11 protein-coding genes are annotated in these 13,501 nt (G+C 60.7%); 6 read left to right on the top strand and 5 right to left on the bottom strand.

Annotated features, from left to right (window positions below; genetic code table 11):
- Positions 1-202: 202 nt before the first annotated feature.
- Both TM1040_RS14415 and TM1040_RS14410 read right to left on the bottom strand, forming a co-directional pair.
- Positions 203-1,795, bottom strand: coding sequence for a methyl-accepting chemotaxis protein (locus tag TM1040_RS14415; protein ID WP_011539327.1), 1,593 nt, complete (start codon positions 1,793-1,795; stop codon positions 203-205).
- Positions 1,783-2,082, bottom strand: a complete 300-nt coding sequence (locus tag TM1040_RS14410; RefSeq protein WP_011539326.1) for a hypothetical protein — start codon at positions 2,080-2,082, stop codon at positions 1,783-1,785. Before TM1040_RS14410 ends, TM1040_RS14415 begins: the two co-directional genes overlap by 13 nt.
- A 378-nt stretch (positions 2,083-2,460) precedes the next feature.
- On the opposite strand from TM1040_RS14410, the gene TM1040_RS14405 reads away from it, so the two are divergent.
- Positions 2,461-4,377, top strand: a complete 1,917-nt coding sequence (locus TM1040_RS14405; protein WP_011539325.1) for an amidohydrolase — start codon at positions 2,461-2,463, stop codon at positions 4,375-4,377.
- A gap of 455 nt (positions 4,378-4,832) precedes the next feature.
- Here TM1040_RS14405 and TM1040_RS14400 read toward each other — a convergent pair whose 3' ends face one another.
- Both TM1040_RS14400 and TM1040_RS14395 read right to left on the bottom strand, forming a co-directional pair.
- On the bottom strand, positions 4,833-5,255 hold the full coding sequence (locus TM1040_RS14400) for a response regulator (protein WP_011539323.1): 423 nt from the start codon (positions 5,253-5,255) through the stop codon (positions 4,833-4,835).
- Between the two features lies 1 nt (position 5,256).
- Positions 5,257-7,035: a CHASE domain-containing sensor histidine kinase gene (locus TM1040_RS14395; RefSeq protein WP_011539322.1), complete on the bottom strand. Its 1,779-nt coding sequence runs from the start codon at positions 7,033-7,035 to the stop codon at positions 5,257-5,259.
- Between the two features lie 506 nt (positions 7,036-7,541).
- Here TM1040_RS14395 and TM1040_RS14390 point away from each other — a divergent pair.
- On the top strand, positions 7,542-8,459 hold the full coding sequence (locus tag TM1040_RS14390; RefSeq protein WP_011539320.1) for a PAS domain S-box protein: 918 nt from the start codon (positions 7,542-7,544) through the stop codon (positions 8,457-8,459).
- Positions 8,460-8,526: 67 nt separating this feature from the next.
- On the opposite strand, the gene TM1040_RS20075 is transcribed toward TM1040_RS14390, so the two are convergent.
- Entirely contained in the window at positions 8,527-8,664 is a 138-nt protein-coding gene (locus TM1040_RS20075) for an entericidin A/B family lipoprotein (protein WP_084789026.1), read from the bottom strand.
- Positions 8,665-9,015: 351 nt separating this feature from the next.
- Here TM1040_RS20075 and TM1040_RS14385 point away from each other — a divergent pair, with 351 nt between their 5' ends.
- The 4 genes from TM1040_RS14385 to TM1040_RS14370 all read left to right on the top strand — a co-directional run bounded on the left by TM1040_RS14385 (position 9,016) and on the right by TM1040_RS14370 (position 13,453).
- Positions 9,016-9,324 (top strand): TraR/DksA family transcriptional regulator, encoded by a 309-nt coding sequence (locus TM1040_RS14385; RefSeq protein WP_011539318.1) that lies wholly within the window; start codon positions 9,016-9,018, stop codon positions 9,322-9,324.
- Positions 9,325-9,849: 525 nt separating this feature from the next.
- Positions 9,850-10,503: a protein-L-isoaspartate O-methyltransferase family protein gene (locus TM1040_RS14380; RefSeq protein ID WP_011539317.1), complete on the top strand. Its 654-nt coding sequence runs from the start codon at positions 9,850-9,852 to the stop codon at positions 10,501-10,503.
- 144 nt (positions 10,504-10,647) lie between these two features.
- Positions 10,648-12,069: a TolC family outer membrane protein gene (locus TM1040_RS14375; protein ID WP_011539316.1), complete on the top strand. Its 1,422-nt coding sequence runs from the start codon at positions 10,648-10,650 to the stop codon at positions 12,067-12,069.
- A gap of 76 nt (positions 12,070-12,145) precedes the next feature.
- Positions 12,146-13,453, top strand: coding sequence for a hypothetical protein (locus TM1040_RS14370; RefSeq protein ID WP_011539315.1), 1,308 nt, complete (start codon positions 12,146-12,148; stop codon positions 13,451-13,453).
- Positions 13,454-13,501 lie beyond the last annotated feature (48 nt).

The following is a 13,501-nucleotide window of genomic DNA, read 5'->3' as shown; positions in this document are numbered from 1 at the left end:
ACGGACAATCGCGTGCGGCATCTGCAGACTTGACCATACTGGGGTGGGGGCCTTGCGCGCGCCGGGACCTCGCAGGCCTGTTCCATCCAGCAGTGGACGGGCAGATCAAAAGAAGGGGCCTGTTGGCCCCTTCTTTTGAATTCGCTTGATGGACAGGTGCCGGGAGGCGCACGGCGCGCCCCTTGCACAAGGACGAGAGACCTCAGGCCGCAGCGGCGCTTTGGGTCTGGTCGGCGGCGCCCGTCTCGAAATGCGCCATCAACTGTGCAAGCCGCTTTGAGTCCGAATGCAGCAGATGACTGGCTGCGCTGACCTGTTCCACCATGGCCGCATTCTGCTGGGTCACCTGATCCAGCTGGCTCATCCCGGTGTTGATCTCGCCCAGCCCGGAAGACTGCTCTGCCGCGCTGGTGGCGATGCCCGACACAAGTTCAGAGATCTGCTCGACGCGTTCAACGATCTTCTCGATCGCCTCGCCAGCCTGACCCACCAGATCAACCCCGTGATCAACGTGCTGGGAACTCTGCGAGATCAGGCTCTTGATCTCGGTTGCGGCATCAGCCGACCGCTGCGCAAGCGCCTGCACCTCGGCGGCGACCACGGCAAAGCCTTTGCCGGCCTCGCCCGCACGGGCGGCCTCGACCCCGGCATTGAGCGCCAGCAGGTTGGTCTGGAAGGCGATGTCGTCGATCACGCTGATGTTGCGCGCAATCTGGGAGGAGGAGTCCTCGATCGCGCTCATGGCGGAGACCGCATCCTTCACGACGCCACCGCTGCTTACGGCTTCGGAGCGGGCATCATCCATCGTGCGCTGAACGCTGAGCGCGCCTTCGGCCGAAGATTTGACGGAAGTGGTCAGTTCTTCGAGGGCGGCCACGGATTGCTCCAGCGTCGCGGCCTGGCTTTCGGTGCGGTTGGAGAGATTTTCAGAGGCCTGATCGATGTCCGTCGCGCCTTTGCTGAGGCGATAGGTGGCGTCTTTGACCTGTTCGATGGTGCCTTTCAGCGTATCGACGGTGGAATTGAAGCTCTCCTGAAGCTGCGCATATTCCTGTGGGAAAGAGGTGTCGATCTTGCAATCCAGCCGCCCGGCGGCGAGTTCACGCAGATGATCGCCGACGATGCTGACGACGCGCTCGGCGTTCTTGTGGCTTTGCATCGCGAGGGCTTCGGCGCGTTCTGCCGCTTGCGCCTGATGTTCGGCCGCGCTCTGCTGGGTTTTCAGCTCCGTGTCGGCGGCAAGGCTCCTGAGCATGCTGAGCAGCAGAACACCGGCTTCCAGAAGCACGATCACCGCATGCATCACAGTGCGTTGCAGGTTCTCGGCAATGCCGCCACCCGGATAGACGAGAGAGGGCATCAGGACGCTGAATGAAATGTGGTGCAGCGCGATCAGAACCGTTGCAAAGATCAGCGCGCGCGGACTTGAAAGGGTCGATACGATGGCCAGGGCGGCAAAGAACATCATATGCGTATCAAGCTGCCACGCGTGACCGCTGAGCGAGGCGGTGAGCAAGATACAGTGGGCGATGAAGCAGAAACTCAGCAGGTAATCGCGCGTCGACTCCGGCAGTTTGCGGGAGACCCAGGCCATGGCACCGAGCACAAGGCTCAGCGCGGCAAAGGCCCACCAGAGGGGGAGCCCGTTGACAAAATACGCGGCCGCGGCAGGCAGGGGGACCAGCAGCCAACTGGTGACCCGCTGAATTCGTCGCTTGTTCGCCGCCTTTGCAATGGGGCGAGCAGGGCTATCAATGGCTGAGGTGTCCGCGTGCGGCTCTCTTAGCTTTTGCATAGTTCCAAAACTTTCTTTCCGTCTGTAATCAACCAGGCCCCTTCACGATAAAGCCGGTCAATGCTGTCTGGCGTCTCGAGCAAAACAAGAGCACCAATGGGAGCGCGTTCTGGCGTGACATCTTGCAGCCCCGCGCCTGTCACGATGTCGCCCGCGGATTTGCCCCAGGGGGGCGCAATCACCAAGGCGACATCACCGGCAGTGGGCCGGCCCTGAGCAACCAATGCGAGAACCGGTGAGCAGATCACGACGGTTGCGGCGGCAAGAATCAGTATTGCGTTCTGCATGAACTTCCCCTTCCGAAGGACGTTAATCGGAATTCCTTTAGAAATTATTCTCCACCCGCCGCCTCGATGATCTGTGTGTGTCGCGGACTGCTCGCGCGGACCTGCTCTTGGTCGTGGGGGGGCTGTCGCCATGGTAGGTGACGCAGGATTTCCTTATTAAGCGCTTGGATTGGAAGGAATTCTTTTGGGTGAGTTGCGCTGCGCCGCGCACTCTTTATGGTTGTTTTGCTCTCAGATTTGCCTATAATTTCAGCGTAAATCGTTAAGGGCCGCGCAGAACTTTGCCGCGCTCCGGCATTGGGCGACACGCTGTGACGCTGCGCCCGATTTTGAAAGACCAAAGATATTTTCGAGCGACATCTTCTTGGGAGATATGACATGAGGACCTTGAACCGCAGAAATCTGTTGAAGGGCAGCGTTGCGGCGGCCTGTTTGACGGTGCCCGCCGTGCGCGCAGTTGGGCAGACGAACTCGCTCTCGGAGATCGGCAAGTTGTTTGCACCGGTGCCTCGGGCAAAGATCTTCACCGCGCGCGATATTGTCACGCTTGACCCTTCTCAACCCTCGGCCGAGGCCATCGCGGTTGTCGGCACGCGAATCCTCGCGGTGGGCGCGCTCAGCGAGGTGCAGGAGATGCTCGGGGATCAACCCTTTGATGTGGATGACAGTTTCGCCGACAAGGTCATCGTGCCAGGGTTTATCAGCCAGCATGATCATCCGGTTCTGGCGGCGCTGTCGATGTCGTCCGAGATCCTGTCGATCGAGGAGTGGGCCTTGCCGACGGGCACCGTGCCTGCGGTCAAGGACAAGGCGGACTTCATGAAACGCCTCACGGCAGCCGTGGAGGCGCGTACCACCCCCGGAGAGCCGGTGGTGACCTGGGGGTATCATCCCGCCTTTTACGGTCCTTTGACACGCGCGGATCTCGACGGGATCAGCACCGAGCGCCCCATTCTGGTGTGGGGTCGCTCCTGCCACGAGATGATCCTCAATAGCGCCGCCCTGACGGCCGGTGGGGTGACACAGGCCGCGGTGGAGGCCTTCGACGCGGCCTCGCAGAAACAGGCCAACCTTGCGGAGGGCCATTTCTGGGAGCAGGGGCTTTTTGCGGTTCTGCCTCATATTGCGTCTTTGGTGGCCACGCCCGAACAGCTGCGCGCTGGGCTCGAACTCAGCCGTGACTTCATGCACAGCAAGGGCATCACCTTTGGCAACGAGCCCGGCGGCATTCTTGCAAAACCCGTGCAGGACGGAGTCAATGCGGTGTTTTCCAGCCCGGATATGCCGTTTCGCTGGTCGTTCATGGTCGATGCCAAGAGCATGGTCGCCAGTTACGCCGATGACGGCGAGGTCATTGCCCGGTCAGAGGCGCTTCAATCCTGGTACTACGGGATGACAAGCCTCGCGCCGCGCCAGGCCAAACTGTTTTCGGATGGGGCGATCTATTCGCAGCTCATGCAGGTGCGCGCGCCCTATCTCGACGATCACCACGGCGAGTGGATGATGGAGAAAGAGCTGTTTGAGCGCGCGTTCAGGGTCTACTGGGATGCGGGGTATCAGCTGCACATCCATGTCAACGGTGATGCCGGGTTGGATCGTGTGCTGGAGACGCTCGAGACCAACATGCGTCGCAATCCGCGTTTTGATCACCGTACGGTCATCGTGCATTTTGCCGTCAGCGCCTTTGACCAGGTGGAGCGGATCAAGGCGCTCGGGGCCATCGTGAGCGGCAATCCCTATTATGTCACGGCGCTTGCGGATCAGTATTCCGAAGTGGGTCTTGGCGCCGAGCGGGCAGACAGCATGGTGCGTCTCGGGGATCTCTCGCGGGCCGGGGTGCGTTGGTCGCTCCATTCGGATATGCCGATGGCGCCAGCTGACCCGTTGTTCCTGATGTGGTGCGCGGTGAACCGGGTGACCACGTCGGGCCGGGTGGCGGCGCCGGAACAGGCGGTGTCCGCCGAGGACGCGCTGCGCGGCGTCACCATCGAAGCGGCCTATTCGCTGCAGATGGAAGAAGAAATCGGCAGCCTCGTGCGTGGCAAGCGGGCGAATATGACGATCCTTGCCGAGAACCCGCTCGAGGTGGATCCCATGGCGATCCGCGAGATCGAGGTCTGGGGCACGGTGATGGAGGGGCGGGTGCTGCCGGTCCGTTCGAGTGATCGAGCCGCAGCAACGCAGCAGGACGCCTCGGCTGGTCCGCGTGAGGCGGTTTCACCAAATGGAGCGCCAGCCTTTGACAAAGCTGCCCTTGAGCATGCCCTGAAGGTCACGCACGCGCATCATCTCTGATACGGCGCGTGCGGTGTTCTCTTTCAGGCCTTGCAATTTTTTGGGCGCATCTGCGGCAAGGCGGAAAGCGAACACTTGTGGTGCCTCGGCGCGCGCGTTCAACGAGGCGTCCGCAGGGGGGATTCCAACACAAGGAATCGTTTCGCAGACTGCCGCGGACCAGTGTTCGAGAGCATCCTTTGGGGTGGGCCCTGGCGACGGGGCGCGCCCCGATCTGCGCGGCAAAATGGGTGGAGACCTCTTTCTGGCGCGTCCTGTTTGAAATGTGCCCTGTTTGAAATGCGCCGTCTTTGAAACGCGTCTGTGGTGCTGCGCCACGGACTTGGGTGGCGCGAAGATGTTCTGATTGCGGTGCGCACAGCGCAGAGGTTAAACGCCGTCTGAGGCGTTGAAGGCTTGGGGAGCCTGCGTCAATTCAGCCCCTCTGCTGGGACCAGACTGTCTTCGAAAACAGATCAAGCGAGCGTGCGCGGCGGCTCACATGTGGTCCAGTAGCGCTGGAGCGTGTCCAAGATGCTGTTCATCGCTGCCTTGCCGTGAGGTTTGACGATGTAGCCATTGGCGCGCTCCTGATAGGCGCGGGCAATATCGCGCGCACTTTCGGAGGTCGTGAACATGAACACCATCGTGTCGGAATGCTCTGAGCTGGCGCGCAGCTCCTTCAGGAATTCATGGCCGTTCATCCGGGGCATGTTCACATCAAGGAGAATGAAATAGGGATCTTCCACGCGGTTTGATTGCACGATTTCAAGCGCCTCGACGCCATCTGTCGCTCTGATGAGATGGGCGTCCGGGGCCACCTGGGCCATGGCGCGCTTGATCATCATCGCGTCGAGGTCGTCGTCTTCGACCAACAGGATATTCATTTGACGAGTCATGTCAGGCTACGTTCTCCAAGTCCATGCTGCTCTGGCTGCGGTCTTTGGGCCAACAGAATGAGAATTCTGCGCCATGGCCCTCGGATGAGGTTACTGTGATATCAAACCCGTGCCGCTGGATCGCCTTTTTCACAATCGCCAGACCGATGCCGGTGCTTTCGGGTTCGGTTCCCTTGCGTAGGGTTTGAAAGACGTCAAAGATCTTGTCGTGAAACTCCGGCGCAATGCCGTTGCCGTCGTCCTTGACGCTCACTGTCAGGCGATCTCCGCGATCCTTGATTGCCACCTCGACTTTGGCGGCGCGCGGGTGAGGGTGGTATTTGAAAGCGTTGCCGATCAGGTTCTCCAGAACCCGCCGGAAGTTATGGCTGTCGCAGGCGATTTCACTCACATCCGAGGCCAGATGGACTTGCTTGGGATCAACCTCAAAATCAGCCACGCAGTCCTCGATCAGGTTGCTTACAGGCAAGCGCGGCTCTCCCTCGGAGCCATAGTGGCCGACGCGCGAAAATTCCATGATGCCCTTGGTGAGATCATTCATACGCGCCACGCGGTCGCGGATCATATCGAGCTGCATCTGCAGTTCGCCGCGATTTTGGGCGGATTTGAGCACGTCCTCGAGCTCTTCTTCGATCACATCCACAAGGAACCCGATGCCGCGCGCGGGGGTCTTCAGGTCATGCGATGCCACATAGACAAATTGTTCGATTTCGGCATTGGCCTTCTCGAGGTGTTTGGTTTTGGCACGCAGTTCTGCGGTGAGGTCGCGCGCGAGACTATGCGCCTGCTTGGTCGAGCGCGAGAGCATCACCAGCAGCGAGATCACCAGGATTTCGATGACCAGTCCGCCGGCAAGGATCAGGCTGGGCTGTGCAGAGCTGTTCTGTGCGCGAAAGGCCAGGTTTGTACGCAGATTGACCGTCCACTTTCGCCCGTACATGTCGACCACGACCGTGTCGGTGAACATCGGGTCCACGTCATACAGCGGCTCGTCGGGGCCGTGTTCGTCATAGATCACCGCCTCGCCATCGCTGAGGCTGAAGCGTACATCCCGCAGATCCTTCGAAAGCAAGCCCTCCACAAGCTTGCGCACCACAAAGGGCGCATAGACAACGCCAAGGAACCGCTCCCGGCGCTCGGCGACGGTGGTGGGCATTTGGCCTGCGTAGAGCGGGGTGTAGAACAGAAAACCGGGTGTATTGCCGCTGTCCTGCACAAGCACAATCGGCCCGGTGATGCGCGCGCTGCCGCTGTCGCGACTTGCAAGCAGACCCGTGCGCCGGTTGGTTTCATGCGCCACATCCAGACCGATTGCAGCCGCGTTGGCGGCTTCGGGCTCGATGTAGGTGATTGGCAGCAGGTACTCGAGATCATGCTCCGGATAGATTTGGATCGGCCGCCCTTCGCTGCTCCTTGCCTCGTGGTAGGCGGGCAGGTCAGTGCGCTCTACATTGTGAATGAAGCCAATACCGTTCACACCGGGGTATTTCTCTTCGATGTGAAGCGTTTCGGAAAACGTATGCCAGTCGCGCGCGTTCAGCTCACCGCTCAGGGAACGGGCGTGCGCGACGCCGGACCACAAGGCATCCTCGTAGCGTGACATGCGATCCACGATGAGGTCGACGGTGCGATCGCGCGAGGCGATGAAACGGGCCTCGATCTGCTTGTCCACTTGGTGTTTCGAATAGAGCCAGGCGCCGATTGTCATGGCGAGAGACAGGCCAATGACGAGCATGTGCAGGGTGGAGATCTTCTTATGGTGAGGGGCTGTATGTGCCATGATCGCTACCTCTTACCCGCAGATCCGCCAGAACTCTCGAGATCTGTGATTATACACGCTGTTATAGTTTGCGGACACACTCCTTAACTTTTGGTGACCAAGGCCCATAAAACGGCGTCATTGCTTTGCTGCGGAGCAGAGCGTGTTTTGCGCTGGTTTAGCGACAATTGGCGGAGCGGGCAGCACGCGGGGCCCGCCCGGCGACTGCGTGAAGGGCAGTGTCCCTTAAGAGCGGAGCAGGCGATGACCCGCGGATTTGGTATGAATATTCTGCAAAGTGAAATTTGTGCTGTTCCTCTGTGGGGGTGGTATTCGCTTCCGTTGCGTCACGTTTTGGTTCGTTTTGCATGGGAATCCTACTGATTCTGTCCTTTATGGTCATGTATATAAAGCCATTATTGAAATTTTCACGCCTTGGTTGAGCGCAGTTGACGGGTGCCAGATGGTTGTGTTCTCGATAAGGGGTGACACTATTGAATGTGAATTTGTGAAAGTTAGGGGGTGAAATGAACGCAGGGGACATTGCATCCACAGAGCAAAGCCGCGCGGCAGAGCTCGAGGCGGCGGGCGGACTTCGGGTGCCGCAGTTGTTTAGCGACCTGCCAGAGGCCGTGATCGTGGCGGATCATGCGCGCAGGATCTCTTGGGTCAACCCGGCCTTTGAGCGACTGTTCGGCTATGCGCTCAGCGATGTACGCGGGCGAACCACCGAGTTCCTTTATGCCTCACATGAGAGCTATCTTGAAAAAGGCAGGGCGCATTTCAGCGCTGTGCCTTCGGCATCGGACCACAGCTATGAAGTGACCTATCGCAGGCGCAATACCGAGACCTTCCTGAGCCAGACCACCGGTGGCCCGATCCGGGGCGCAGATGGGGCGCCTGTTGGCTATCTTGCTGTGATCAAAGACATTTCCCAAACGCGCCTGTTTGAGACCTTGCTCAGGGTGTTGTTTGACATCACCACCAACCAGGCGCTGTCGCGCGATGAAAAGGTTCATGAAATCCTCAAGCTGGGATGCGAGCGGTTTCAGACCATGTCCGCGATTATCAGCTGTGTGCAAGGGCAGACTTATACGGTGTCGTATTGCTATTCGCATGAGGCGCCGGTCGAACCGGGTACCCGATTTGAGCTCGGCGAGACCTATTGCGCGCAGACGCTCACGGGCGAGGGGCCGGTTGCCTATCATCGCGCTTCGCAGTCCGGGATCGCCTCGCACCCGTGCTATGACATGTTCCTACTTGAAACCTATATCGGGGTGCCGTTGATCGTGGATGGCCATGTCTTTGGCACGCTCAACTTCACGTCACCAGAGGCGCGCGCGCCCTTTGAGCCGATGGACCTGGAGCTAATCAAGCTGTTTGCGGCCTGGGTGTCGCAGCAGTTGAGCATCGATGCGGCGCTCTCGGCTGCAAAGCTGAGATAGAAAGCGTGCAAGGGCTCGGACGTGCCGGGTCGGATGGCCAGGGCTGCCCCGGGAGAGGCGCGCCCGATCAGATCGCGTTTTGGACGTTCTGTGCCGTGTTGGATATGGCCTGACCTGCTTTTTGCAAGTCACGACCTGCGCCTTTGGTGGTTTCACAGGCGGCAAGGCCAAAGATCATAAGCGCCATCATCAGGGGGCGGATCATGCTCGGTTCTCCATCGCGGGGCAGAATTTCGGATGGCCCCAGCAGGGACCGTGTTGATAACATTACCGTTTCCGAAGTTGGCAAAAAGCGCAAGGCCCAAAGCGGCGCGACCTCGCGCGACCAGGGTGCACATGCAGCATAGAATTGTCGCTTCTTTATCGCCCTGCGGTTGCGTGTTTTCTGTAATGTGGCTTGGGTGAGCTTCGGGATTCGCAGCCCGACCAGACCCCTTGTTTCGCCGCGCGTCCGAGAGGGCGCCGCCCGCTTGGAGCGCGTCCCGCTTTTGGCCGGTGATCCCTGTGTCTGCGCGCTCTGAGTTGTATCGGTTTTTTTGTTTTGCGAGGAGAGACCATGGATTTCAACGTTCAAAGAAAATGTCTCGAGACCCGGCTGAATGCGCTTTCGTCGGGGATGCTGGCGGGGCAGGGTTTGTCGGCCCTCGCGCGCGACGGCGTGACGATCGACGATGAGGTGAACCTGCTGACGCGACAGAGCAAAATGACCTCCTTGATGGGCCGCGAAGTCAAAGCGATCTTGACGGCGCTCGACCGGATGGAGGCAGGCGAATACGGCTATTGCCGCATTTGTGGTGCGGATATTTCCTCAGAGCATTTGAGTGCTCACCCGGAATCTCCTTTCTGTGAGTTCTGCTCGGCCTGAGATTTGTGGCCAGAGTGTCCGCCTGACCCCTAGAGCATCGTTATCGAAACACCGGCGTCGACCGCGTCACGGGCATTTGTCTATGCGCTGGTTCATGCGGCGGCTGTCTGGTTGGGTCTGGGTCGGGCCGGTGTGACCGGCGTTTGGATGCATCGGCTGGCGCGTTCACGCGCTGTGGTCCCGTTTTGCGATCCAGATCCTAGAGTTTGCAGTTGGCGGCAGGTCGGGCGCCAGGGTGCGCTTTCGCGGTGCGGCCCAATTCAGCGCAAGGCGCGGGCGGCGCAGCAAGGGCGTTACGAGGACGGCCTGCCGTGGAGGGCTGTTGTGATGTGAGCGGCTAACTTGCCGCCAGAATGGAACGCGCCTGCCGTTGCGCAGGGCACTTCGCGCGCGATCAGGCCATGCAAACAGAAGAGTGCAGGCAACAGGTTTGCCAAACCTTTGCTATTGTCAAAAGGGGCCGTTGCCGCGCGGGTGGCGATGTGGCAAAACCCACTCGAATGCCTGAACATATGAGTTTAGCAGATGACTGATTTCTCCGACCGCCGCCGCATGATGGTAGACACCCAGATCCGTCCGGCGGATGTGACCAAATACCCGATCATCGAAGCCTTGCTGGCCATTTCGCGCGAAAAATTCGTCCCGGATTCCCAGGCCGAGGTGGCCTATGCCGATCAATCCGTACCGCTGAGCACGGGCCGCGTGGTGCCTGAGCCGCGCACGCTTGCCAAGATGCTGGACGCGCTTGATGTGCGGCAGGATGAACTGGTGCTCGATGTGGCCTGCGGCTTTGGCTATTCCACCGCCGTGGTTGCGCGTCTCGCGCAGATGGTGATCGGGGTGGAAGAAGACGAAAGCCTGGCCTCCGAGGCGCAAGAGATCCTGAGCGCCAGCAACGCCGACAATGCGATCGTGCATCAGGGTGATCTGGCCGAGGGCGCTGCCGAACATGGCCCTTATGATGTGATCATGATCGAGGGCGGCGTCGAAGAGGTGCCTGAGGCGCTTCTGGCGCAGCTCAAGGATGGTGGTCGCATCGCGGCCCTGTTCATGGACGGCGCTCTGGGCGAGGTGAAAATCGGCTACAAGAGCAATGGGCGCGTGTCCTGGCGTTTTGAATTCAATGCCGGCGCGCCGGTGCTGCCGGGCTTTGCCAAGCCGAGGGTCTTTTCGCTCTGAGGGCGGCGATCCTGTCGCGCTCGAGTCTTTTTGGCCACATCTGCAAGGCAGGCTCTTTTCAAATTGGTGTGACGTTCACATATGTGTGACGCAAACGAGATTGATAACAGGGCGCAAAGCTCTTCCGGACATCGAGGCGACAGGATGCAAAAACTATTGAAATCAAAGCGTATTAAGGCTTTTGCGACAATCGGCGTCCTCGCCACGGCCGTCTTGAGCGCCCCGCAGGCGCGTGCGGATAATGTCACCGACGCGATGATCGGCGCCTATACAAGCAGCGGCCTTCTGGAACAGAACCGAGCCCTGCTGCGTGCCGCAGACGAAGGGGTTGCGGCCACGGTTGCGCGGCTGCGTCCGGTGATTACAGCCACCCTCGCGATTGCACGCGATTACAACCGCACGGGCTTTGGGACTGGGGGCGCGCGCTCCAGCCACAGCACGGGTGCCTCCTTGCGCCTCGGCATGGAGTGGTTGCTCTTTGACAATGGTGCCACGCAGCTCGATCAGGCAGCGGCGCAGGAAACCGTCCTTGCAACCCGGCAGACCCTTCTGGACGTGGAGCAGCAGGTGCTGTTCGCGGCTGTGCAGGCTTATGTCAACGTCCTGACTCAGCAGGATATCGTTGCGCTGCGTCAGAACAACCTGCGCTTGCTGCAGGAAGAGCTGCGCGCTGCCAACGACCGTTTCGAAGTGGGCGAAGTGACGCGCACCGATGTCGCTCTGGCCGAAAGCCGGGTGGCTGAGGCACGTGCCAACCTGACCGATGCACGCGGTGCCTTGCTGACCGCACGCGCCACCTATGAAGAGGTGGTCGGACGCGCGCCGGGGGCGGTGGCGTCCTATCCGCCGTTGCCGCGCCGCGCGGCATCGCTTTCGGATGCACAGGCGCTGGCGTTGCGCAGCCATCCGAGCCTGCGTGCGCAGCAGCATTCGGTGCGGGCGGCGCAGCTTACCGCCGACAGCTCTTTGCGCGACATGGGCCCCAATGTGAAATTCACCGCCAGTGCGACTCATAGCGAGGTGCACAGCAGCGACTCCAATGCTGACAACTTTGATCTCGGCCTTTCGCTCAACCAGACCCTTTATGCGGGTGGCGCTCTGGCTGCCGCGCGCCGGGCGGATCTGGCACGCCTCGATGCAGAGCGCGGCGCTTTGATTTCGATTCAGCGCAGCATCTCCAGCAGCGCAGCAAGTGCCTATACCGCGTTTGAAACCGCCGCCGCGAGCCTTGTGTCCTCGAACCAGCGCGTGCGCGCAGCGCAGGTCGCTTTTGACGGGATCCGCGAGGAAGCCACGCTGGGATCGCGCACCACGCTTGATGTGCTTCAGGCCGAGCAGGAGCTTCTGGATGCACAAACGGCCCGTTTGTCGGCGCGTGCCAATCAGGCGCTGGCGGCTTATCAGCTGTTGCAGGCGCAGGGTTTGTTGACGGCTGAGAACCTCAATCTCGCGGTCGAGCGATATGACCCCGAACTCTATCACAACCAGGTGCGTTCGGCTCCGGCCTTTGTCACCAAGCGTGGGCAGGATCTGGACCGCGTGCTCAAGGCTCTGAGAAAAAACTGAGATTCTGACGTTGCTGTTGTGTGATGCGGGCAAGCTGGCTACACTTGCCCGCAAGAGGTGAGCTTGGCCCATAAATATGTCTGATCCCGTTACCCATTCAGAAATCGAGGACGTTCTGTCCTCCATCCGCCGACTGGTCCGCGAGACCGGGCGCGAGGAAACGCCGTCTGCGCAACCCAAACCTGCGTCCCGGCTGGTGCTGACGCCAGCGTTGCGGGTGCATGAGCCTGAGGCGACCCGCGCGCCCCAAGCCTCGCAAGAGGGGCGCTCTGATACGGGATCGAATGGTGCTCAGGACAACGCGGCGACGCGGGCCGCTGCAAGCGACGCTGTTTCAGTTTTGCGCGAAAAGAGCGCCTCTGCTGAAAAAAGCCGGGTGTTGCACCGTGCCCCCGCCTACGACACAGCCCCCGCCCAAGACACCGCCTCCGAAGGTTCGCCGCACGATAGAGCAGCGGCCCCGAATGAGGCGCGCCAGAGCCATGTCGCAACGCCTGAGCCGACACCCGTAGCCGCACCCGAAGAGCCGATTGCCGAAGCGCCCTTTGTGGAGGTTGATGAGGCCGGGCTGAAGGACGTGCTTGACGAGGCACCAAACGCGCCGATCCCGCTTGATGCGGTGCGCCGCGCAGAGCCGCAGTACGCTGCGCCTCAAGAGACACTTGATGAGGCTCAGCCGGAGCACATGGGTGAGGTCGCGCCGCAGGTGAGCCCTGCGAGCCCTGCCGATACCGCAGCTGATGCGCCGATCGAAACACCTGTTGAGGCCCCTGCGGATGCGCCGTGGCGGGACCCCGGCGCGCGACTGTTTGACAGTCTAGAGACCGGTACGCCCTCGAAGCCCACTGTGGCGGAGAATGCGGATGCCGCACCCGCGCCCGCGCAGCAGGACGCTGCAGAGACCACCGCCACACCTACGGTTGCAGGCGATGAGGCCGTGACTTCCCCGGGGCAGAGCTCTCGGGTGGCGGCTGTGGTGCGCCGGATTGCAGAGCTGGAAACCGCTGGGCGCGTTGAGGCCGCCGGCACGGATGAGGGCCGCAACCGCGCGCCTGAGATCAATGAAGATGACATCGAGGCGGTGCCCCACAGCGGCCCTACCGTCGAGACGATCCAGTGGGAAGACCATCAGGACACTGCGCCTGAGCCTGCATCCTTTGCCGAGTCCGCACAGGACATGACGCAGGATTCGCTCACCGAGGCGACCATGAACCGTCTTGCTGCCAGCGAGGAATTCATGGACGAAGAAGGCCTGCGCGAGCTGGTGACCTCTATCGTGCGTGAGGAATTGCAGGGGGCGCTCGGCGAGCGGATCACCCGCAATGTGCGCAAATTGGTGCGCCGCGAAATCCAGCGCGCTCTGTCGACACAAGAGCTGTTGTAAGCGAAGTCTCACACCCCTAGCGTCGATCTGCACCTCATGATGTGCACC

It is taken from the genome of Ruegeria sp. TM1040, from assembly GCF_000014065.1.
Classification (GTDB): domain Bacteria; phylum Pseudomonadota; class Alphaproteobacteria; order Rhodobacterales; family Rhodobacteraceae; genus Epibacterium.
The sequence above is the reverse complement of the archived record's forward strand: the minus strand, read 5'-3'. Positions and strand labels throughout refer to the sequence as shown.